Source organism: Pseudomonas sp. DSP3-2-3, assembly GCF_049898225.1.
In the GTDB taxonomy this organism is placed as follows: domain Bacteria; phylum Pseudomonadota; class Gammaproteobacteria; order Pseudomonadales; family Pseudomonadaceae; genus Aquipseudomonas.
In genome coordinates this window covers 183,354-206,170 of sequence record NZ_JAFCXH010000005.1, presented here as the reverse complement: position 1 = coordinate 206,170, position 22,817 = coordinate 183,354, and the positions used below count along the sequence as shown (strand labels likewise).

General features: G+C 60.0%; 20 protein-coding genes. 2 read left to right on the top strand and 18 right to left on the bottom strand.

The window, feature by feature from the left end:
- Positions 1–12: 12 nt before the first annotated feature.
- Genes ACP7E4_RS08300 through ACP7E4_RS08280 form a run of 5 tightly spaced genes read right to left on the bottom strand, consistent with a single transcriptional unit; the run spans position 13 to position 4,475 of the window.
- On the bottom strand, positions 13–753 hold the full coding sequence (locus ACP7E4_RS08300; protein WP_426118149.1) for an amino acid ABC transporter ATP-binding protein: 741 nt from the start codon (positions 751–753) through the stop codon (positions 13–15).
- Positions 750–2,252 carry an argininosuccinate lyase gene (gene argH / locus ACP7E4_RS08295; RefSeq protein ID WP_426118150.1) on the bottom strand — a complete coding sequence of 501 codons (1,503 nt, stop codon included), beginning with the start codon at positions 2,250–2,252 and terminating at the stop codon, positions 750–752. The genes ACP7E4_RS08300 and argH overlap by 4 nt, the downstream gene beginning before the upstream one ends.
- A 2-nt stretch (positions 2,253–2,254) precedes the next feature.
- Positions 2,255–2,941 carry an amino acid ABC transporter permease gene (locus ACP7E4_RS08290; protein WP_426118151.1) on the bottom strand — a complete coding sequence of 229 codons (687 nt, stop codon included), beginning with the start codon at positions 2,939–2,941 and terminating at the stop codon, positions 2,255–2,257.
- 7 nt (positions 2,942–2,948) lie between these two features.
- Entirely contained in the window at positions 2,949–3,611 is a 663-nt protein-coding gene (locus ACP7E4_RS08285) for an amino acid ABC transporter permease (protein ID WP_426118152.1), read from the bottom strand.
- Positions 3,612–3,623: 12 nt separating this feature from the next.
- Positions 3,624–4,475, bottom strand: a complete 852-nt coding sequence (locus ACP7E4_RS08280; RefSeq protein WP_426118153.1) for a transporter substrate-binding domain-containing protein — start codon at positions 4,473–4,475, stop codon at positions 3,624–3,626.
- A gap of 206 nt (positions 4,476–4,681) precedes the next feature.
- Between ACP7E4_RS08280 and ACP7E4_RS08275 the strand changes: the two genes are divergently transcribed.
- On the top strand, positions 4,682–5,584 hold the full coding sequence (locus ACP7E4_RS08275; RefSeq protein ID WP_426118154.1) for a LysR substrate-binding domain-containing protein: 903 nt from the start codon (positions 4,682–4,684) through the stop codon (positions 5,582–5,584).
- Between the two features lie 689 nt (positions 5,585–6,273).
- Here the strand turns inward: ACP7E4_RS08275 and ACP7E4_RS08270 are convergent.
- Positions 6,274–7,110 (bottom strand): alpha/beta fold hydrolase, encoded by an 837-nt coding sequence (locus tag ACP7E4_RS08270; RefSeq protein ID WP_426114996.1) that lies wholly within the window; start codon positions 7,108–7,110, stop codon positions 6,274–6,276.
- Between the two features lie 80 nt (positions 7,111–7,190).
- Between ACP7E4_RS08270 and ACP7E4_RS08265 the strand changes: the two genes are divergently transcribed.
- On the top strand, positions 7,191–7,856 hold the full coding sequence (locus ACP7E4_RS08265) for a GntR family transcriptional regulator (protein ID WP_426114998.1): 666 nt from the start codon (positions 7,191–7,193) through the stop codon (positions 7,854–7,856).
- 3 nt (positions 7,857–7,859) lie between these two features.
- On the opposite strand, the gene ACP7E4_RS08260 is transcribed toward ACP7E4_RS08265, so the two are convergent.
- From ACP7E4_RS08260 to rutR, 12 genes are all read right to left on the bottom strand, one after another.
- Complete coding sequence (locus tag ACP7E4_RS08260) at positions 7,860–9,413, bottom strand: ABC transporter substrate-binding protein (protein ID WP_426115000.1); 1,554 nt, start codon at positions 9,411–9,413, stop codon at positions 7,860–7,862.
- 91 nt (positions 9,414–9,504) lie between these two features.
- On the bottom strand, positions 9,505–11,136 hold the full coding sequence (locus ACP7E4_RS08255) for a dipeptide ABC transporter ATP-binding protein (protein WP_426115002.1): 1,632 nt from the start codon (positions 11,134–11,136) through the stop codon (positions 9,505–9,507).
- Complete coding sequence (locus tag ACP7E4_RS08250; RefSeq protein ID WP_426115004.1) at positions 11,136–12,008, bottom strand: ABC transporter permease; 873 nt, start codon at positions 12,006–12,008, stop codon at positions 11,136–11,138. The genes ACP7E4_RS08255 and ACP7E4_RS08250 overlap by 1 nt, the downstream gene beginning before the upstream one ends.
- Positions 12,005–12,946 (bottom strand): ABC transporter permease, encoded by a 942-nt coding sequence (locus tag ACP7E4_RS08245; protein WP_426115006.1) that lies wholly within the window; start codon positions 12,944–12,946, stop codon positions 12,005–12,007. The genes ACP7E4_RS08250 and ACP7E4_RS08245 overlap by 4 nt, the downstream gene beginning before the upstream one ends.
- A gap of 128 nt (positions 12,947–13,074) precedes the next feature.
- Positions 13,075–14,208, bottom strand: a complete 1,134-nt coding sequence (locus tag ACP7E4_RS08240) for a C45 family autoproteolytic acyltransferase/hydolase (protein ID WP_426115008.1) — start codon at positions 14,206–14,208, stop codon at positions 13,075–13,077.
- A 231-nt stretch (positions 14,209–14,439) separates the two neighbouring features.
- Complete coding sequence (locus ACP7E4_RS08235; RefSeq protein ID WP_426115009.1) at positions 14,440–15,378, bottom strand: ABC transporter permease; 939 nt, start codon at positions 15,376–15,378, stop codon at positions 14,440–14,442.
- Positions 15,378–16,520 (bottom strand): ABC transporter permease, encoded by a 1,143-nt coding sequence (locus tag ACP7E4_RS08230; RefSeq protein ID WP_426115010.1) that lies wholly within the window; start codon positions 16,518–16,520, stop codon positions 15,378–15,380. The genes ACP7E4_RS08235 and ACP7E4_RS08230 overlap by 1 nt, the downstream gene beginning before the upstream one ends.
- The gene (locus ACP7E4_RS08225) at positions 16,513–18,021 is read right to left on the bottom strand and encodes an ABC transporter ATP-binding protein (protein WP_426115012.1); all 1,509 of its coding nucleotides are present in this window, start codon (positions 18,019–18,021) and stop codon (positions 16,513–16,515) included. The genes ACP7E4_RS08230 and ACP7E4_RS08225 overlap by 8 nt, the downstream gene beginning before the upstream one ends.
- On the bottom strand, positions 18,018–19,109 hold the full coding sequence (locus tag ACP7E4_RS08220; RefSeq protein ID WP_426115014.1) for a BMP family ABC transporter substrate-binding protein: 1,092 nt from the start codon (positions 19,107–19,109) through the stop codon (positions 18,018–18,020). Before ACP7E4_RS08220 ends, ACP7E4_RS08225 begins: the two co-directional genes overlap by 4 nt.
- 44 nt (positions 19,110–19,153) lie before the next feature.
- Positions 19,154–19,540 carry a glyoxalase gene (locus ACP7E4_RS08215; protein ID WP_426115016.1) on the bottom strand — a complete coding sequence of 129 codons (387 nt, stop codon included), beginning with the start codon at positions 19,538–19,540 and terminating at the stop codon, positions 19,154–19,156.
- The gene (locus ACP7E4_RS08210) at positions 19,540–20,553 is read right to left on the bottom strand and encodes an isopenicillin N synthase family dioxygenase (protein WP_426115018.1); all 1,014 of its coding nucleotides are present in this window, start codon (positions 20,551–20,553) and stop codon (positions 19,540–19,542) included. The genes ACP7E4_RS08215 and ACP7E4_RS08210 overlap by 1 nt, the downstream gene beginning before the upstream one ends.
- A gap of 1,498 nt (positions 20,554–22,051) precedes the next feature.
- On the bottom strand, positions 22,052–22,804 hold the full coding sequence (gene rutR / locus ACP7E4_RS08205) for an HTH-type transcriptional regulator RutR (RefSeq protein WP_426115020.1): 753 nt from the start codon (positions 22,802–22,804) through the stop codon (positions 22,052–22,054).
- Positions 22,805–22,817: the final 13 nt, after the last annotated feature.

The window sequence follows — 22,817 nt, the reverse complement described above, 5'->3', positions numbered from 1 at the left end:
AAGCGTTGAGCGTCAGCGCAGCACCGAACTCAGGAACTGCCGGGTGCGCTCTTCCCGTGGCGCAGAGAAAATCTGCTCCGGCGGACCTTGCTCGATGATGCGCCCGCTGTCGAAGAACACCACCCGGTCCGCCACTTCCCGCGCGAAGCCCATTTCGTGGGTGACGACGATCATGGTCATGCCTTCCCTGGCCAACCCCTTCATGACGTTGAGGACATCGCCGACGGTCTCCGGGTCCAGCGCGGAAGTGGGCTCGTCGAACAGCAACAGGCGCGGGCGCATTGCCAAGGCACGCACAATCGCCACGCGTTGCTGCTGACCGCCGGACAGCTCCGACGGATAACCGTTGGCCTTGTGGCGCAAGCCGACGCGATCCAACAGCAGCAACGCACTTTCCCGGGCCTCGGCCTTGGACATCCGCTTGAGCTTGACCGGCGCCAGGGTCATGTTGGCCAGCACGGTCATGTGCGGGAACAGCGTGTAGTCCTGAAAGACCATGCCAACTTCTTCGCGCAATTTCGCCAGCGCCTTGCGGTCTCCGGCCTGGGTCGCCGCGCCGCCATCGATCACTACGGTGCCGCCTGATGGCTCTTCCAGGCTGTTGAGGCAGCGAATAAAGGTCGACTTGCCCGAGCCGCTCGGCCCGATGACCACCACCACTTCGCCCTCCTCCACATCGAGGTCGACGCCCTTGACCACTTCATGGTCGCCAAAGCGTTTGCGCAAATCCCGCACGGTCAGCATTGCGCTCATAGGCCGGCCTGAAGGCGCGTCGCGGCTTGCAAACGATCATCCGCGGCGGCAAACCGGTCGCGACGCGCCTGGTTGGCCTGGCGTTCAAGGGCAATCCGCGCGTCGGCCTTGTCCAGGCTCGGCAACAGCGCAAGCAGCGACGGCCCGCCCGCCGAAGCACGAGACTGCACATTGGCGGCAGGATCCAGGCATTCACGAACCTTGTCGGCGGACAACTTCAGGGGATGTCCCAGTTGTTCAACCGCGCACATATCCACCATGGTGGTGTCGATCTGGTGCGCCGCAAGCCCGGCATCCATGGCCATGCGCACCGCTGCGCCGACGACGTGGTGGGCCTCGCGGAACGACAGGTCGGCTTCGCGCACGATGAGGTCGGCCAGCCCGGTCGCGGTGGAGAAATCTTCACCGGCGCGGCGCGCGGCCAATTGTGTGTTGGGCGTCGCCGTGCGCAGCACCAGATCCAGCAGTTTCAGGCAACGCTGCACTTCCTCGGCGGCTTCCCAGAAACCTCGGGTGCCCTCGCGATTGGCATCGCCGGTGTGGGAAAAGTTGCTGCCTTTGACGGTGATGCTCGCGCCCATCAACAGGCCGACGATATGCCCGGTGCGGCCTTTGAGGTATTCGAGCACCGTCGGGTTTTTCTTCTGCGGCATGATGCTGGAAGTCGCCGCAACGCTGTCCGGGAACTCGATGAGGCTGAATTCATGGGTGCTCCAGACAAAATAATCCTGGGCGACCCGACTCCAGAACACCGACAGCAGACTCAGGTGCGACAAGCTTTCCAGAATGAAATCCCGGGAACCCACCGCGTCCAGCGCGTTGTCCAGATAGCCGTCGAAACCCAGCAGCTCGGCGGTGCGCGCGCGGTCGATGGCGAACGGCGTGCCAGCGAATGCGGCGGCGCCCAGCGGGCTTTGGTTCATGGCGTCCAGGGTTTGCGTCAGGCGCTGGGTGTCGCGCTGCAAGGCTTGCTCCACCGCAGACAGGTAATAACCGTAAGTGATGGGTTGCGCCGGTTGTAGATGGGTGTAGCCCGGCATGACGATTTCGGCATACCGGTGGGCATTGCTCAGCGCGGTCTGGCGTACCTGATGCAGCAAATCCACCAGATTGAGCAGCACTTCCCGGCAACGCAGTCGGTCAAGGGTGGCAAGGATGTCGTTGCGGCTGCGCCCGGTGTGCAGGCGGCCGCCGATATCGGTGCCGATCTGCTCGATCAGGTGCGCTTCGTAGTTGAAATACGCATCTTCCCGGGACGGGTCCAGTGTCACCGCGTCAGGACCAGCGGCTTCCATGTCGAGCACGCCTTTGGCCAGCACGGCGGCATGTTCATGGCGAATCAGGCCCTGTTCGGCGAGCATCACAATGTGCGCCTTGTTGACGTTGCCCAGGCTTGAGAAGCCCTGGGCAAAGCCTTCCAGACGCGGCTGATAGATGTATTCGTTGACCTCTGGCGCGGTGGTTTCTTTCAAGCGACGACTGACTTTGGATTCCTGCATGATCAAACCTCTGAATGAGTTGGACGCGTCACCGGGCGACCCAGGCGACGTTCGAGATAACGACTGAGCCAGGTCAGCGCCGAACAGATAACGAAATACACCAGCAGCACCACGCCGTAGACCGTGAACGCCGGGCTGACGCCGGTCATCACCGTGGAGCGCTCGATAATGATTTGGCCGACCTTGAGAAACTCGCCGACACCCACCAGCGCACCCAACGAAGTGGCTTGCACGAGCATGGTCAGCAGGCCGGTGAAGGCTGGCAGAATCGCCCGCATCGATTGCGGCGCGATGATGTACAAATAGATGTGCCAAGGCCGCAGCCCCAGCGCCCAGGCACTTTTCCACTGGTGACGGGCTACCGATTCCAGCCCGCCGCGCACGATTTCGATGCCGTTGGCGCTGCCCCAAAGAGTCAGGCCAGTGACCACCGCTGCAAACGGGCTGAGGTCGAGGCCCAGCATCGGGGCGCCGAAGAAGATGAAGAACACGTTGACGATCAGCGGGATCGAGCGAAACAGCTCGACGTAGGCATGGATCGTCCAGCGCAACAGCGGGCTGCGCAGCGTCGCCAGCACGCCGAACACCGCCGAAATGACAGAGGTGAACAGCAGGATGACCAGCGCCAGGCGCAAGGTCATCCACAAGCCCTTGGAGATGAACCCCCAGTTTTCGATCACAAAATTCATGAGCAACTCACTGCCGGAAAGGACGTTGCAAATGCGCCGAGAGGCGGCTGGTCAACAACGCCAGAATCGCAACCAGCACCAGGTACATCACGCAGATCGCGCTGAACATCTCGATGGCGCGAAAATCCGTGGCGATGCGATCCACCGCCACAAACGTCAGCTCCGCCAGGCCGATGGCCTGCAGGTAGGACGAGTTCTTGATCAGCGAAATAGCCGTGTTGAGCACCGCTGGCAGACAGGTCCGAAAAGCAATCGGCAAGGCCACCAGATAGAAGTACTGGCTCGGTTTCAGGCACAACGCCTGGCTTGCTTCATGCAAACCGTGCTCTACCGTGGCCAGGCCGCCGCGAATGTTTTCCACCTGATAGGCCCCGGCCCACAGTGACAGGCACAACACGCCGGACCAGAACAGCGACAACTCCATGCCCACGGCGGGAAGTCCGTAGAAGATGAAGAACAGCTGCACCAGGATCGGCGTATTGCGGATCAGCTCCACGTACGCCACCACCAGATGGGAAAGCACCGGCACCTTCAGAACGCGCATCGCGCCACCGAAAATGCCGATCAGCAGCGAGCAGGCAATGGCGATCAGCGACACGCGCAGGGTCATCAAGACGCCGTCGAGCAGCGCTGGCCATTGCGCGACCAGGTAGTTGAAATCGAAGTCCATAGCGTCGCCCGATCAGATTTTTTCAGCAGGTTTGGCTTGCTCGAACACGCTCAGGTAATAGCTGCGGATGTTCTCCGGCACGTATTGCACGACCCAGCCACGGAACATCTTTTCTTCATGCATGCGGGCAATTGCTGCGCTCAGATAGTCGCGCCATTGCTCATCGTTCTTACGCACGCCGATGGCGGCATCGGAGATCTGGAAGGGCTCACCGAGCAGCCGGGCATTGGCGTCATTGGCCGTCACCACGACCAGCGTCGCCGCATCGTGGGTGTAAGCGTCGGCACGGCCCTGGCGGAAGGTCTGCAAGGCATCGGCGGCGCTGTTCATGCGCAGGGTCTTGACGCTGGGCATGTGGTCTTCAAACCACTTGGCCTGCACCGAGCCTTTGAGGGTTGCCAGGGTCTTGCCGTCCAGGTCGGCGATCTTCTTGATCGGGCTGTCCTTGGCGACGATGACGTCACTCGCGCCCCAGCGATACGGCGTGGTGAAGTCGATTACCCGTTGACGCTCAGGGGTGACGCCCAAGGTGGCAATCAGGAAGTCCACTTTGCGCCCCAGCAACTGCGGCACGCGGTTTTCGGCGGTCACACAGGTGAAGGTGACTTTGTCTTTGGAACCCAACGCCCAGAGCGCGACGGTGCGTGACATCTCGACTTCGATGCCGGCGAATTCACCGTTGTTGTCCTGAAAACCATAAGGCGGTTGGTCACAGCGCACGCCGGCACGCAGCTGACCGGCTTCTTTGATTTCAGCGGGGACTGCGGGAAGCCCGGCGGCATGCACCTGCGCCAGCCCTGCCAGGGCCAGGGCCAGACAAGAGAGTGCCACTGCATTGCCAAGGAACTTGAGCGAAAACGACATAATGCCTCCTGGTGAATTAAGCATGAGGTCCACCCAGCGGCGGACTCATGTAACGGATTCAAGGGCAGAACTGAGAAGGTGGGGCCTGTGCAGACTGGGCCGATCTCTCTGGACGGCCTCGATGTCCAGAACAGTTATAAAGCCTCTGGCTCATGCCAACAAATGCCAATACAGTAGCCGTCCATACGCAATTGATATGGCCGACCATGAACTTCAAACAAGTCGAAACGTTTCGCGCGGTAATGCTCAGCGGTTCGATGACGGCAGCGGCCGAATCCCTGCACACCTCGCAGCCCAATGTCAGCCGTTTGATCGCACAACTGGAACGCAGCAGCGGTTTCAAACTGTTCGAGCGTGTGAGTGGACGCCTGTTGCCAACGGATGAGGGCGCAGCGCTGTTCGCCGATGTGGAGCGGGCCTTCATCGGTTTGCAAAGCATCGAGGACTCGGCGCAGAACATTCGCCGGGCGGGCACGGGAAAACTGCGCATCGCTTCAGTGCCGTCGTTGTCGCTGACGGTACTGCCCAGAGTCATCCAGCGTTTCCGCCAGCAAAATCCGGATGTGGCAATTTCGATTCATACCAGTGACTCGCCCACCGCCACGCACTGGACCGCCTCGCAGTACTGTGATCTTGGCCTGGCGTCCTACATTGGCGAAGAAACTCCGGGAGTGAACCCGACGCTGATTTGTGACGTACCGGGTATCTGCATCTTTCCCAAAGGGCACCGATTGGCGGCTCTGGAAACCATCGGCCCCGAGGATTTGCGCGACGAAGAGTTCGTCTCGTTGCTGCACAACGACGGCACGCGGGCACGCATCGACCGCGCGTTTGCCATGCCATTGGACCGCCGCAAGCTGAATCTGGAGACGCCCTTTGCCGCGACCATTTGTTCGCTGGTCGGCCTGGGCCAGGGTGTGAGTATCGTCAGCCCGATGGTAGCTCTGGAATACCGCCACATGGGCATCGAGATACGCCCTTTCCGCCCGCAGATCCGCTTCTCGACTTACTTACTGCTGCCAGCAGATCGTCCGCAAAGCCTGCTGTCACAGCGCTTCGGCGCGCTGATTACCGAAATGCTCACCGAGGCGGCCAAGGATTGGCAGTGAATGTTGATCCCGCTAGAGCGAGCGGGCCACGCTCCAATTCGCCCGCGAATCGGTATTCCAGTCGACCAAGCCGTTGCGTTAGATGAAGCTGTGAGCGTTTTGAAACGAGTGGCAGCAACAGCATTTTCAACGCGGCTAAGTTTGGTTTCGCCCTGACGGTCGAGTCCATTTTGTTTCGGCAAAATAGACGAAAACCATCTGCGCTGACGTCCGGCCCCCGCTTCGCGGCGGTTCCTTCGCTCCGGCATCGTGGTGGGGCGACGCGCCGACGGGCCATCCCTGGCCCAACGGCGCTCGCTCGGCATCCATGCCGAGCGCAACCCACCACGACACCTCCACTCAGCCTCCCGACGCGCGTTTGGCGTCGTCTGCAAGATCGCAGCACGGAAAAGCGAAGATCAAAAGCCGAAAATCGATTTCCCAGCTTAACCACGGTCCCGTTGGAGCGAGGCTTGCCCGCGAAGAACGATAACGCGGAGGGTCTGATTCACCGAGGTGCATCATTCGCGGGCAAGCCTCCAACGGATCTGGACGTACAGCCGATGCATTTGCGTCTACTGGAATGCCGTCTTCCCGGCTAAAGCCGGTCCCACTGTGGGACCGGCTTTAGCCGGGAAGGCGTCGGTTCAGACAATACGTCTGGCGCCTGGCGGTTGCCCCCGGACATAGAATCTCCAACGGACCCTATTTCAACCCAACCCCAACAGAAAGTCCTGCACGTAAGGCACCACCGAAATACCGGCGTGGGCGACGTTGGGCACGATGTCCTGTTGCACGCGGATATCGTGGGCTTGCAGGTTGCGGGCGAGCGTTGCGTTGCGCTCGACACGGGTGCTGCCCGCGTCGTTGATGCCTTCCTTGAACTGCACTGAACCTGGGGCGTAGTGAATCTCCCAGGTTTCCAGATCGGCTGCGCCCACCAACAATTGCACGTCCACTTCGCGCAGCGCAGGCAGGTTCAGGTTCTTGCCGAAGATTTTCTCGATGCCACCGGTGCCAACCCACCAGTCACGGCTGTCATCGATCAAGGTCACCGAGCCGGGCGCACCGATGGACACGGAGCGCAGGCGTTCCGGGTGCAGGTAGTAAAACCGATTGGCGAAGTGTCCGCCGCCGGAGTAACCAAACAGCGAAAAACGCTCGAAAGTTGTGTCCAGAACCTGCGCGACTTCGTCCACCATGGCCAGCAAAACCTGGTCATAACGAATATCGCCTTCGACCAGATACTTGAAGCCGTGGGGATTGCCGTCGCCCAGCGGTCCTACCGGAAACAGCGGCGCGAGGATCACGTATTTGTTGAAACGCCCGAACTCGGCAAAGGCATCACGGTACTCGACCATGGTGCGCCCGGTGCCATGCACGGCAACCAGCAAGCGGTGCTCTTGCGGGCATTGGTCGAAACTTTGCGGAACATAGAGGCAGTACGCGAATCGTGGGTCCATGCGGCAGGAAAAAATGGTCGTGGCGCCACGGTAATAAAGCTTGCGATGCCGTGCTTCCGGGGAGTCTTCAGGGTTGGCTAACATCATTAAACCTCGGCGTTTTGTGCCATTATTGGCAGCCATTATTGGCGAAGGGTCGGCGACTGAGTCGTGGCCCCCGCTGCATGAAATTTTTTCGCCCGGTATCAAGCTATGTGTGGACGTTTCCATTGAAGAAAACCGTTACTGATCGCAGCCAACTGGTGGTGCTGATCTCCAAAGACATCAACGCGGGCATCCTCCCGGCGGGCAGCTGGCTCAAACAGATTGATCTGGAGGAGCGCTACGGCAGCTCTCGCCTCGACGTGCGCCGGGCACTGGACCAGTTGGTGGTCAAGCGCATGGTCGAACATCTCCCCAATCGCGGTTACTACGTGCATACGCCGGACCTCGCGCAGGTCTCCGATGCCCGGGAGATACGCGTTGCGCTGGAATGCGCGGCGGTCAACCAGATGATCTTCAGCGACGCCGACCTGGAGCAGCTCGACGCCCTCGCCCAACGTTTCAACACGCTGGTGCAGGAAGGCACGCTGCTGGAACGCTACAACGCAAACCTGGACTTCCATCGCACCCTCTATGAGCTGTGCAGCAACCGGCAACTGATCGAATTCATTGAAGACATGCGCAGTCGACCACCGTCATCTCCCGGCGGGACCTGGCGTACCCATGTGCGGGCCGAGCAATCGAGCCAAGAGCATTTCCAGATGGTCGATGCCCTGCGCAACAACGACCGTGAACGACTCAAACAACTGATTGCCGCCCACATTCGTCAGATTCCGCTGGAGCAATGACCCTCAAGGCTTGACGCTGACGCCCCAAAGGCGCGGCTTCTGGCCGATCCACGAGTTGTAACCCTCGACTTTCTGGTTCAGCGCCATGATGTCCAGCCCGTTGTACATGACGATCATCGGCACCTGGTCGATGAAGCGCTCATGCAGCTGGTCGAACAGCGCCTGGCGCTTGCTCACGTCACCTTCCTTCAGTGATTGCGCCAGCAGGTCGATGGCGACCGGATCTTCCCAGCCTTTGCGGGGTTCCTTGTCCTTGTTGCCGGTGACCTGTTCAAAGCTCAGCGCCGGATCGAAACGCGCCGAATAGGTGAACGACATGGCCTGGTAGCGACCGGTCTGGTAACGCTCCAGTTGCGTGCCCCACTCCAGCACCTCAACCTGAACATTCATGCCGACGGCTTGCAGCATGGCCTGGGTAATGATCGCCAGGTCATAACTGGGCACCATCGAGCGGCGGTTGGCGACGATGGTCAGCGGCTGCCCGTGGTAGCCGGCCTGTTGCAAAAGCGCAGCGGCCTTTTGCGGGTCGTAGCTGAAACCGGCTTTTTCGGCGGCGCCGTAGTAACTAGACGCGACGCTGACGATGGAATTGTTGGCAACACCAAAGCCGTTGCTGGTGGTCGCCACCAGTTGATTGACGTCGATGGCCGCCGCAATCGCCTGGCGAATGCGTTTGTCCTTGAGCAGCGGATCGCGGGTCTGGAACATCAGCACGTTCATGGTGGCACTGGGCGATGTCGATACTTTCAGATTGGCGTGGCTCTTGATTTCCGGCAGATCGGTCTCGGTGACTTCGGCCATGTCCAGGTCGCCGGAAAACAGCGCGGCCTTGACGGTTGCCTGATCGGGAATGATGACGAAACGCACCTCGTCTGCCAGCGCCTGCTTGCCGCCGGTATAACCGTCACGGGGGCCGGGCAACGACTGATAGTTGGCGAATTTCGTCAGGCTGACGTACTGCCCGCGCTTCCACTCGCCCAACCGATACGGACCGGTGCCCACCGGTTTGACGAACTCACCCTGGGCATTGAGCGATGCCTTGCTCAAGACACCCGTGCCGCCGCAGTCGGTGCGCGCCAGGGTTGCGAGGAACATGCCGCTGGGCTTTTCCAGACGCATCACAACGGTGTGCTCGTCAGGCGCCTGGATGTCGATCACCTTGGTCAAGCCGCTGCCGTCGAACTCCGACAGGCAGCGCCATTGCGTCTTGGGGTCCATGTCGCGTTTCCAGCTCCACAGCACGTCGGCGGAGGTCAGCGTGTCGCCGTTATGAAAGGTCACGCCCCGGCGCAAGGTGAAGGTGTAACTCAGGCCGTCGGCAGAAACGTCGACTTTCTCGGCGAGCAACGGTTTGACTTCGCCTTTCTCGCCGTAGGCCACCAGCCCCTCGACCATATGCAGCACAACCTGATCGGTGCGGTCATCGCGATTGACGCCGGGATCCAGCCCGCGAACATCCGAGTTCAGCGCCAGACGCAACGGCTGGGCTTGCACGACACCGGCGCCGAGCATGGCGACCAGACCACAGGCCAGAGCCTTCTTCACAGAGCTTTTCATCAGCGATTCCTTGGTAAAACCAACACATTCGCGCCGTTGCCCAAGCCACGGCAGTCAGAAAAATCACAGGTTGATGCGGAAAACACCGGGTTCAGAGCCCGGCGCCGCTGCGCAACTGGTAACTGCCGTCGGGCAGACGCAGCAGCGGATTGGCGGCCGCCAGCAGACGGCGGGTAAACGGGTGCTGCGGGTGATCGAACACTTGCGCGATGCTGCCCACTTCCACCAGGCAACCGTGCTGCATGACCGCCACCCGATGCGCGATGCGCTCCACGGCGGCCAGGTCATGGGAAATGAACAGGCAGGCAAAGCCGTACTGCGCCTGCAAGCGCTCGAACAATTCGAGAATCTGTTTCTGAATGGTCATGTCCAGCGCCGAAATCGGCTCATCGGCGATGACCAGTTTCGGATGACGAACCAGCGCCCGACCAATCGCCACGCGCTGGCGTTGCCCGCCCGATAGCTGATGCGGAAAGCGCGTAGCGAATTGCTCGTCCAGACCAACGTCCTTGAGGATGATGCGCACCCGCTCGTCGCACTGCTCACGGCTCAGGCCCGGCACATGGCGCAACGGCTCGGCGAGAATGTCAGCGATTCTGGCGCGCGGGTCCAGCGAGGACACCGGGTCCTGAAAAATCATCTGGCATTGCAGGCGGTGCTCGCGATTGCCGCGCTTGAGAATGTCCACACCGTCAAAAAATATTTCCCCGGTGCTGGGTGTGATCAAGCCGACCACCGAGCGGCCCAAGGTGGTCTTGCCCGAACCGCTGGCGCCCACCAGCGCCACGGTTTCCCCGGCGGCAATCGTCAGGTTGACGCCATCCACCGCGCGCCTGGCTTCGGTGCGGCGCATGAATCGCTTGCGGCCAGGGTGATCGATGGTCACGTTGCGAATGTCCACCAGCGTCGAAGACATCGAAGGTGGCGCCAGTTCGCCCCGGGTCGGCAACGCCTCAAGCAACTGCCGCGTGTAGTCGGCCTTGGGCCCGAGCAGGATCTCCCGGGTCGGCCCGGTCTCCACCGCCTTGCCGTGGCGCATTACGACAACCTTGTGGGCATGACGGACCACCAGCGACAAATCGTGGCTGATGAACAGTACAGCGGTGCCGTATTCCCGGGTCAATTCCAGCATCAGTTCGATGACGTCGGCCTGAGCCAAGGTGTCCAGCGCCGTGGTGGGTTCGTCGGCAATCAACAAGGCAGGACGTAACAGCATCACCGAGGCGAGCATGATGCGCTGGCGCATGCCGCCGGAGAATTCATGAGGGAACGCGGTCAGGCAGCGCTCCGGGTCGTCGATACCGATCCGGCGCAGCATTTCCAGCGACCGGGCGCGAATGGTTTTCTCGTCCTGCTCGGTATGCAGGCGCAGGCCTTCGGCCATTTGCTGGCCGATAGTCAAGGTCGGATTGAGGGAAACCATGGGTTCCTGGAAGACCATGCCGATCCGCGCGCCGCGCACCCGACGCAGTTGCTCGTGATTGAGCGTGCACAGGTCAACGTCATCCAGCAGCAACTGCCCGAACGAAACCCGCATGGGCGGCGGCAGCAGGCCGATGACTGCGCGGGCCGCCATGGTCTTGCCGCTGCCGGATTCGCCCACCAGGGCGACGATCTCACCCGGCGCCATATCAAAGCTCAAGCGATCTACGGCAAGCGCGCCATCGACGCCGACCTGGATGCTCAGATTGCTGACGCGCAGCAATGGCTTCACGCTGATCATTAGCGGTTCATCCTTGGGTCGAGGCGATCACGCAATGCATCGCCAAAGAGGTTAATGCCGATCAAGGCGATGGCGATCATCAAGCCCGGGAAGAAGCCCAGCCATGGCGCAGTGGCCAAGTGCGGACGGCTGGCGGCAAGCATGTTGCCCCAGGTCGCCGCAGGTGGCGGCACGCCGAGGCCGAGAAAGCTCAGGGCGCTTTCCGAGAGAATCGCCCAGCCGAACATGCTGGTGGCCAGAACAATCAGCGGCGCCACGCAATTGGGCGCGATGTGCTTCCACATGGTGTACAGCTCGGAATTGCCGATGACCCGCGAAGCCTCGATGAACTCTCGCTCGCGCAATGACAGCACTGTGCTGCGCACCACCCGCACCACGGTCGGAATGTAGGCGATGCCCAGCGCCAGGACGATGCCGTACTGACTGGCGCCGACAATCGCCAGCAAGCCCAGCGCCAGGAGCATGCCGGGAAACGCCAGCAGCGCGTCGTTGACCATCATCAGCAAACGGTCAGTCCAGCCGCGCAGGTAACCGGCAAACAGGCCGAACAGCGTGCCGACGGTAATCGCCAGGGAAACGGTCAGCAGGCTGATCCACAAGCTGGTGCGGGCACCGATGATGATCCGGCTGAGCACGTCACGACCGAATTCGTCAGTGCCCAGCACATGCGCCCACGACGGTGGCTGAAAGCGATGAATCAGGTCCAGTTTCAATGGGTCGTAAGGGGTCCAGAACACGCCGATCAGGGCCATCGCCAGCAGCACTGCCACCAGCAGACCGCCGATCACGGCGTTGAAGGACGGTATGCGCAGCTTGCGTGTTGGCGCCGCAGCGGACACGGCTATCGGCAGCGACTCATTCAGCGTCTTCATACTTTCACCCGAGGATCGAACAGCGGATACATCAGGTCGACGACCAGATTGACCAGCACATAAACAAAGGTGATCAGCAGCAGACTGCCCTGCAGCACCGGATAGTCCCGGGCATAAATGGAGTCGACCATCAGCCGGCCGATGCCCGGAATGGTGAATACCGTTTCGATCACCGCGATACCGCCGAGCAAGTTGCCGAGAATCAGGCCGATCAGTGTCCAGGTTGGTGCGAAGGCGTTGCGCAGCGTGTGCCGCCAGAGCACCGCACGCTCCGACAAGCCTTTGGCCCTGGCATGGGCGATGTAATCCAGACGCAGCACTTCGATAGTGCTGGCCCTGGCCATGCGAATGATCACCCCGCTTTCATGCAGCACCAGCGTGGTGATCGGCAGAATCACGTAAGTCAGCGCCTTGCCGAAGTCTTCGCCAAACGGCACATAACCCACCACCGGCAGCCAGCCCAGCGTCAGGCCGAAGGCATACAGCAGCAACAGGCCCATCCAGAAACCGGGGATCGACAACAGCAAGGTAGCCGCCGTCACCAAGCCGAGATCCACCAGGCTGTTCTGCTTCCAGGCCGCAAGCATGCCCAATGGCACGGCAATTACTGCGGCGAGAAAAACGGCGCTCAGCACAATGGTCAGACTGACGCTGAAGCGCTCCAGCACCAGCGGCAATACCGCTTGCTGGCTGGTGATGGAATGCCCCAGATCACCGCTCAGCACCGCTTTGATCCAGATCAGGTACTGAATCCACATCGGCTGATCCAGCCCCAACGACTGCCGCAGCGCGCTCAGATTGGCCGGATCGGCCATATCGCCGAGCATCAGCAATGCCGGATCGCCGGGAATCAGGCGAATCATCGCGAACACGGCGATGGAAATCAGCAGCAGCGTCGGAACCGCCATGGCCAGACGCGCAATGATCAAACGAAGCATTTATCTTCCTCGGTACTGTACGGGCGGAAACGGATTTCTGTGGGAGCGAGCTTGCTCGCGAAGAACGTCAACGCGTGGGATCTGGCTCACCAAGGCGCCCGCTCGCTCAAACAGGAAAATAAAAACGCCTACCATACTGCGTAACGTGCGTAGTCCGACTCCATTTCCAGTTGGTACTTGCCGAAGAGACGACTGATTGCTGGCAGCGGTGCAATTTCCATGTAGCCGCTGGCCGGGCGCATGACGATCATCGCTACGGTTGCCGACAAATTATCTTCACCGCTGGAGCTTGGCCGCGGCGGACGGCACACGGCGAAGGGCGTGCCGAAGTCATCGAAGAAAGCGGTTTTCATGTGTTCCAGGGTCAGGTCGCCCTGGCGTTGACGGAGAACTTTCTCGACCCGGATGTCCCGATAAAAACTTTCCGGCGCGCCACCGATGCCGGTATTTTTCAACTTGACCTGCGCGACCGGGCTGCGCCAATGGTTGGCATGCACCAGCAAACCGTTGTCTTCAAACAACGGGAAGACTTCATCGGGCGCGCACTCGTAATTGATGCCGACCCCCCCGGCATGGCTGAGCATCATGTTATTGGAGCCGGACTTGGGCGTCACCGCCACGACCTTCATCGCCAAGGCGAAATGATTGGCTTCCAGCGCCTTGCGCCGAATCAATGGCAAGGGCACGCCCAAAGTCTGGTAATCGCGGTCGGATTCAAGGTTATTGCCGGTAATTGCGGTGCCGATGGAGTTGAGCCCCGCCCGGCCCAGGCCTCCGGCTTCGGTAAAGGTCAGCACATCCGGGCCGTCTTCGCGACGGATATGCAGGACCACGCCGGTTTCAGCGCACTCGGCGCGCCAGTCCCAGTTCTGCCCATGCAGTAACTCGTTGTGCAAAGTGGCGCCGGGCAAGATGATCGCCCCGGTGCAGCCATCCAGCTCGGGCTTGTCCAACATGCTGCGGCGACCCAGATGGATAATCTCGGTCCGTGCGTTGATCAGCACGATAGCCTCGAAATCCTGACCGCAACCCTGGGCAATGCCGCGCATTTCTTCCAGATACTGCGGTTCGAAAGCTTCTATGTTGGGCACGAACTGATTGACCAAGCGCCGAATACCCGCCCAGTCGTAACCCATGTCCAACAATTGCTGACTGTAGACTTCGATGCTGCGGGCAATGATCAGCGGACAGGCTTTGCCGTATTGCACGCCGCGTTCAAATGGCGTGCCGCTGATTTCGATGCAAGGGAACAGACGACTCATGTCACCACCTCAGTTGTTTGGCGGTTACCTGAGCAAGACCCGAGCCAAAAACCTAAAAACCCTGACAATATTGGCGCCAATTTCGGTTTTTAAAAAAACAAACCCTCGTTTCGCCTGCTTTTAGTGCGCAAACATGGAGGTTGGTTGGGTAGATGTTCCACAAACGTGCAGATAAGTGACAGGTCCAGATGTTGACCGATCAGGTCGTAGTACCTGATCGGCCAGGTTCAGTCAGCGCCTTTCTTCTCGAATGAATGGCTCACCCAAAGCACCCGGTTGGCTACCCGAACTGGCGACCGAGTCGCGCTGGCCCATGGCGACCCAGATCATCACCAACAGCGTGACCACGTAGGGTGTCATCAGCACAAAATATTGCGGCAAACGCACGCCGGTGGTTGCCAGCTGCGGGATCAAGGCTTCGATGCAGCCGAATAACACGGCTCCGGCCAGCGCGCGCCATGGCGACCAGCGCGCAAAGATCACCAGGGAAACGGCAATCCAGCCGCGCCCGCCGGTCATGTCGGCAATCCACATCTTGGTGCTGAGCACGGAGATGTAACCGCCCGCCAGACCGATCAACGCCGCACCGGCCATGATCGCCGCCAACCGATAACCCAGCACCGAAATACCGGCGGCGTCCGCAGCCTGGGGATTCTCCCCTACCGCACGCAAGCGCAGACCGTGGTTGCTGCGATTGAGGAACCAGACCACGACGATGAAGATGACCGGCGTGAGATAGACCAGAGGATTCTGCACGAACACCTTGCCGATCAGAGGCAGCTCGGAGAACGGCCAAAGCGGTATGGCCGCAAGCCCGGTTACCGGGTGGTTGGCCCACTCCAGCAAGGTGCCGAGCAATCCCGTCAAGCCCTGGCAGAAGAACACCAGCGCTAAACCTGCGATGACCTGATTGATGCGCATCACCAGCACCATCAGCGCGAACAGTAACGACACCACGCTGCCCGCCAGCATCGCCGCCAGCAACGAAATCAGTGGTGTACTGAAGCTCAGCTGCGCACCGATGGCCGCCAGCGCACCCACCAGCATCAAGCCCTCGGCACCCAGCGCCAGCACCCCTGCCCGTTCGGTAAGGATCAGACCCAAGGCTGCGAGGGCGAAAGGTACGGCGAAGTCGGGCGAGTTGCCCAACCAGTTGGCGATCATGTCCATCAGGATTCTCCGCCTTGAACAACCTGGATGCGCCGTATGCGATGGCGAATGAAAAAATCTGACGAGGCGACGCAGATCACCAGAATGGCCTGGATCAGCTGCACCATGGAAAACGGTATCTGGTAGAACACCTGCAAACTGCGACCGGCCACGAACAGCATCGCCACCAGCAAGGCGACGATGGTCGCCGCCAGCGGATTGTTGCGTGCCAGGAACGCGACGAGAATTCCGGAAAAACCGTAGCCTTGATAGAACGCCTGAGTCAGCCGCCCTTCCTGCCCCGCAGTGACGATAAAACCGGCAATGCCCGCCAACGCGCCGGATAAAAGCACCGTGCCGATGATCATCTTGCGCACCGGCACGCCGACCGCGCTGGCCACGCGTGGGTTGGCATCAACGAAGCGCAGGTACAGGCCGGCGCGGGAAATGCCGATGAACCACAGAGCAAACAAGGTGACCAACCCGGCCAGCAGGATCGCCGCGTTGTAGCCGTCGAACAGATCCGGCAAACGCTCGAAGCTGCGAAACGCCGGTGAATACGGAAAATTATCGCGGGGATCTTTCCAACTGCCGTAAAGCAGATGCAGGAGAAAATTGGCGGCGATGTAATTGAGCATCAGCGTCAAGATGATCTCGTTGACCTTGAGGCGCAGCTTGAGCAGCACCGGTGCCAGCGTCCACAGCACCCCGCAGATCATCGCGGCAGCCAGCATCAACGGCAGGCGAATGGCCGGTGGACCGACTTCGAACAACGAGATAGCGGTTGCGCCGATGCCGCCCCAGATCATCTGGCCTTCCAGGCCGAGATTCCAGAACCGTGCACGAAACGCCATACAGCCTGCCAACCCGACCAGAATCATCGGCGCCGCCTGAAACAATACCGATTTGAAGTTCTGCGGATCGAGCACCGTCAGTACCACGAACTCGTTGAGCAGTTCTTCGGCGGGCACCCCGGCGCCGACCAGAATCGCTGCCGAAATCCCCAGGCCGATCACCAGCGCCAGCGCGATGATCAGCGCCTGCCAATACCAGGCCAGTTGCTGACGAATTTCCAGAGCATATCGCCGCGCCAATAAAGGCTGGCGGCGTGGCCTTGAGGATGGCGTGGAATGCAAAATAGCTTCAGGAATAACGTCAGTCATGACTCACCATGGCCTTGCCAATCGCCTGGCGATTCGCAGGACGCTCGAATTCCGCGACGATACGGCCGCTGTTCATGACGCCAATGCGGTCGGCCAGGGCCAACACTTCATCAAGGTCTTCGCTGATCACCAACACCGCTGCGCCAGCGTCGCGGGCCGCGCGCAAGCGAGCGTGTACCGCCGCCGTGGCGCGCGCATCCAGACCGCGACTCGGGCTATGCACCAACACCAATTGCGGATCGCGGCTGAATTCCCTGGCGATCACCAGTTTTTGCGCGTTGCCGCCGGAGAGTAATGCGGCTTTCTGTTGCAGCGAACGCACGCCCTGTACATCGAAAGCGCTGATCGCCTCAGCTGCGTCCTGCTCCAGTCGCTTGCCACGCAGGCGCAGGAATGAGCCGTAGCGACCGCTGTGAATCTGGCCGATGCCGAAGTTTTCTGCCACCGACAGCGAACCGGCCAGCGCCGCACCGTAACGGTCCGCGGGAATCGACGCGATGCGCAAGTCGCGACGGCGCTCGGGCGAGGCCAGGCGCAAGTCGCCAAAACCTTGCAGGAGCATTTCGCCCTGGGTCGGCTGCGGCAAGCCCATCAAGGCGTTAGCCAGTTCGCTTTGACCATTGCCGCCCACGCCCGCGATGCCGTAAATCTGTCCAGCGTGCAGGGTCATGTTGATGCCCGCCAAAGGGCCTTGCCCGGCCACTGAACTGAGGTTTTTCACGATCAAGCGCGGCTCACCCGCAGCCGCCATCGGGTATTCCTGGGTCGGCGCGGATTCGCCCACTGTCAGGCGCACCAATTGCTCGACGCTGACACTGCCCGGATCCAGAGTCTCCACGGTACGCCCGCCGCGCATCACCGTGACCCGGTCAGCGTAACGTTTGACGTCGGACATCTTGTGGGTCACGAGAATCACCGCCGCGCCTTGCCGGGCAAACGACTGCACCGTGCTCAACAGGCCTTCGGCTTCCTTATCAGTGAGAACCGCTGTCGGCTCATCGAGAATCAGGATGCGCGCCCCGGCCAGCAGCACCTTGAGGATTTCCACCCGCTGCTGCTCGGCAATCGACAAGGTTTCGATGGTCTGCCGTGGATCAATGGCAAAGCCCAGTTCCTGGGCCTTGGCGCTGATTTGCTGCTCCAGTGTTTGCAGGCGTTGGGTGTAGCTGCCCGGCGCAGGCGGCAGGCCGAGCAAAATATTCTGGGCAACCGTGAACGGCCGCACCAGCTTGAAATGTTGATGCACCATGCCAATCCGGTGACGGCTGGCGTCCTTGGGACCGTTGAGCCGCACCGGGTTGTCATCGATGAACAGCGATCCACTCTCTGGCGCGTACAACCCCACAGCAATATTCATCAGCGACGACTTGCCGGCACCGTTTTCCCCCAGCAGCGCATGCACTTCGCCCCATTTGGCGGTGAAGTGCGCATCGCTGAGGGCCTTGAAGCCGTCAAACGTCTTGCTGATACCGGTGAGTTGGATCGCGTTCGCCTGGCTCATTGCTGGGAAGTCACCCCTTTGACGAACCAGTCCATTTTCCACAGATCGGCATCAGACAGAACGGCGCCGGCAGCAATACGCTCCTTGCCGTCACGGTCGCTCATCGGGCCGCTGTAAATAATCTTCTCGCCATTCATCAAGGCTTCCCGGGCCAGCTCGATTTTCTTCTTGTTCTCTGCCGAGACGTGCTCGCCAGCGGTCAGGGTAATGTCCGTGCCGCCCTGTTCCATGGACAACAGCGCGCCATTGGGATTGGGCACCCAATTGCCGGCCATGACTTTCTTCAGCTCAGGCGCGAGGAAACGATCCCAGACCCAGGCCGAGGAACACACTGTCGCTTTGGGCGCGAATTCGCTCAGGTCGCGATGGTGGCCGGTGCCGAGTACGCCGCGCTCCTGGGCGACAATCTGCGGCGTCGGGCTGTCGACGTGCTGGCCGATGACATCAGCGCCGTTGTCGATCAGCGCCATGGCGGCGGCGCGTTCCTTGACCGGATCGTTCCAGGCACCGGTGTAGATCACGTTGACCGTGGCATTGGGATTAATCTGTTGCGCGCCCAATTCAAACGCATTGACCGTCCAGTTCACCTGGCCAAAGGGGTTGGCCGCGACGAAACCGAGCTTGCCGGTTTTCGAGGCAGCGCCAGCGGCCATGCCGCACAAGTATTGGCTTTCGTAGGTGCGACCGTAGAACGATTCCAGGTTCGGCGCATTGGTGGTGCCGGAGCCGTTGAGGAAGGCGACTTTCGGGTATTTTTTCGCCAGTTCCAGGAAGGTGTCGGAATAGCCGAAAGCGGTGCCGATAATCACATTCGCCCCGCGGGAAATCAGGCGATCTACCACCGGGGTAATTGCTGCGGCGTTTTCCGGCACGCTTTCGACGTACTGAATTTTGGTGCCCAGCTCTTTCTCCAGCTTGACCCGCGACTCATCGAACGCCTGCGTCCAGCCGCCGTCATTGCGCGGGCTGATGTACACCATGGCGATTTTTGCCGGCTTTTCCAGGGTTAACCCTTCAGCCATGGCGCCATTCGCCAAGCCGAGCAATACCGCCGCACCCAAGGTGTGCTTGAGAAATCTGTTGAGCATTTTGATCTTCCTGATGAGTGGCAAGCGAAAGGCAGTAAGCGACTTCAAAGCATGAAATTGATGCGAAACACATTCTGTTCGGGGTCGAGCAGCACCGCCTGATACCAGTTGTAGTAGGTCAGGTACGGCGACTTGATCAGGGTCGCGCCGCTGGCCAGCGCCAGCGGTACTAGCCGATCGACTTCGGTTTGTTCGGACACGTCGATATTGAGCAGAAACTTCACGCCGCTGCTCCCGGCGTACTCGCCAAGGTCGAGCAGTTCGTAAGCCTCAGGCGCGTTAAAACCGATGCAGGATTTGCCGGTGTCCAGGCCACGAAAAATCGGTGAGCGGATCGCTTCGATTTCGCTGAAGCCGAACAGCGCGGAATAGAAGCCACTCAGGGCCACGATGTCGCGGGCAAATACATTGACGTAGGAAAGGTTGTTCATCAGGCCACCTTGCTGCCGCCAAAGGTGGTCTGCTTGACGAATTTCGACAGCAGATGATCGCCGGAAGTAACCGGCGCGTGGCATGCTTGCTGACCTTCGGCGAGGCAGCCGGGCAGGCATTCGATCAAGGCGTCGTAATTGGGCTGATGGAAGAAGACGAGGGACTGGCGGCGATTGTCAGATTCACTGTCAGCGGGCGGATTGACCACGCGGTGCAAGGTGGAGATCCAGCGGTCGTTGGTCCACAGCATCATCAAATCGCCGATATTGACCACGAAACCGTCCTCGACATACGGCACGTCGACCCACTCGCCCAACTGATTACGCACCTGCAAACCACCCAGTGCGCTGTCCGGACGCACGATGGTCATGCTGCCGTAATCGGTGTGCGCGCTGGCGCGCATCTGCCCGGCTTCCACCTCGGCCTTGATGTCCGGATAGCTCAAGGTGCGGAACATGCTGATGTGGCGGTCAATGCGGTCGTCGAAGAAGTGCTCGTCCAGATCCAGCGCCAAAGCAAACAAACGCATCATCGAGCACGCCAGCTCGCTCATGGCGGCAAAATATTCGCGATAGGCATCCTGAAAACCCGGCAACAGGCGCTCCGGCGGCCAGACATTGGGCGCAAAGTGCGAGCCGGCAACTGCGTTGTGATAGTAGTCCTCGTCCGGCACATCGCTGGGGCCGATGGAGAACGACTCCTTCAAATCTCCCGGCGCGCTTTCTTCCAGCGAATAAGACAGGCTTTCCTCGGCCACTGCGCTGTAACCGCGCACCATCTCCGGGCTGGGCCGATCAACCTTGCGCTTCTCATCCAGCGGTAGATCGAAGAACTGGCGAGTCAGCGCGGATACACGTTGCACCAATTTGGCGGGGATCTGGTGATGAGTGATTACCAGGAACCCAATGTCCCGACAGGCCTGATTGACGGCTTTGGCGACGGCGGCCTTGCCTGCAGCGCTGCCGGAAAAATACGGTGCAAGATCGATAATGGGGACGGATTGCAAGGTCATGCGACTAACGCCTCTCGCGACACTACATTGAAGATGCACCGGTTGCCCGGCCTGAATGTGCGAGGGAGAAAAGCAGTAACTGTGCCAGTCTTTAAATAGCCTTTATTTTCAACTAGTTAGCTATTTCAGGCAAATAAATCAGATCAAATGGTCCGAAGCAGAGCACTTGGTTTGTGCGCGATGGCACGAAAAGCGGGCATGGGGGTTGATTTGGGTCATTGATTAACCCGGTCCCACAGGATTGCATCGACTGAACTGATGCCTTCGCGGGCAAGCTTCGCTCCAACGGATCCTGCTTCATTTCGAATGGCATGCGTTGCACCCACAATCTCAAAAACGGTGCGATCTGGTGGGACCGGATTTATCCGGGAAGGCGTAGGTTCAGTCAGCGAAATAGTTGGAGCCTGTCCCGGCCTCTTCCCGGATAAATCCGGTCCCACAGGATTGCATCGACTGAACTGATGCCTTCGCGGGCAAGCCTCCAACGAATCCTGCTTCATTTCGAATGGTAGGCGTTGCACCCACAATCTCAAAAACGGCGCGATCTGGTGGGACCGGATTTATCCGGGAAGGCGTCGCTTCAGTCAGCGAAATAGTTGGAGTCTGTCCTGGCCTCTTCCCGGATAAATCCGGTCCCACAGGGATTGCATCGACTGAACTGATGCCTTCGCGGGCAAGCTTCGCTCCAACGGATCCTGCTTCATTTCGAATGGCATGCGTCGCACCCACAATCTCAAAAACGGCGCGATCTGGTGGGACCGGATTTATCCGGGAAGGCGTCGGTTCAGTCAGCGAAATAGTTGGAGTCTGTCCTGGCCTCTTCCCGGATAAATCCGGTCCCACAGGGATTGCATCGACTGAACTGATGCCTTCGCAGGCAAGCCTCCAACGGATCCTGCTTCAATTCGAATGGTAGGCGTTGCACCCACAATCTCAAAAACGGTGCGATCTGGTGGGACCGGATTTATCCGGGAAGGCGTCGGTTCAGTCAGCGAAATAGTTGGAGCCTGTCCCGGCCTCTTCCCGGATAAATCCGGTCCCACAGGGATCGCGTCGGCTGAACTGATGCCTTCGCGGGCAAGCTTCGCTCCAACCAATCCTGCTTCATTTCGAATGGCATGCGTCGCACCCACAATCTCAAAAACGGCGCGATCTGGTGGGACCGGATTTATCCGGGAAGGCGTCGGTTCAGTCAGCGAAATAGTTGGAGTCTGTCCTGGCCTCTTCCCGGATAAATCCGGTCCCACAGGGATTGCATCGACTGAACTGATGCCTTCGCAGGCAAGCCTTGCTCCAACCAATCCTGCTTCATTTCGAATGGTATGGGTTGCACCCACAATCTCAAAAACGGCGCGATCTGGTGGGACCGGATTTATCCGGGAAGGCGTCGGTTCAGTCAGCGAAATAGTTGGAGGCTGTCCCGGCCTCTTCCCGGATAAATCCGGTCCCACAGGGATTGCATCGACTGAACTGATGCCTTTCTACTTCAGCGCGAGACTCAGCCCTTGCGAGGCCTGATCCCGTTCAGAATCAGGCCTTGCAGATTCTCCAGGGTCTGGGCGAAGAACGCCGGGTCTTCCAGGGTATTGCCGGTCACTGCGCTGATCTGCCGGGCAAAATCTGCATAGTGCTGGGTGGTCGCCCACAGGGAAAAAATCAGATGGTGCGGCTCGATGGGCGCCAGCTTGCCCGCATCGATCCAGCCCTGAATCACCGCCACCTTGGCTTCGACGATATCGCGTAACGGCTGCTCAAGCTCGGCGAGCATCAGCGGAGCACCCTGAATGATTTCCAGGCAGAACAACCGGGATTCGGCCGGGTGATCACGGGACAATTCCAGTTTGACCCGTATGTAGTCGCTGATCGCCTGAATCGGGTCCTGTTCGACACTGAATCCGCGCAGCGGTTTGAGCCAGACATCCAGTAGCTGGCGCAGCACGCTGGTGTACAGCTCTTCTTTACTGCTGAAGTAATAAAGCAGGTTGGTCTTGGACACGTCGGCCATGCTCGCGACCTGATCCAGACTGGTGCCATGCAGGCCAAACCGGGAAAAAATCTCCAGCGCCGCTTCGAGAATCGCCGTGCGCTTGCCTTCAACAAGACGCGTGCGACGGTTCAACGTGGAAGCGCTGGCGGCCCGGGTGCCTTTGTCCTTCGCGACAGATTTGGCTTTGGCCGCCGCGACCTTGGGCTTGACCACGCGCGTGCGTTTGAGGGAGTTGGGCGGCGCAGCGGGAGTTTCGTTATTCACGTTTACGACCGAT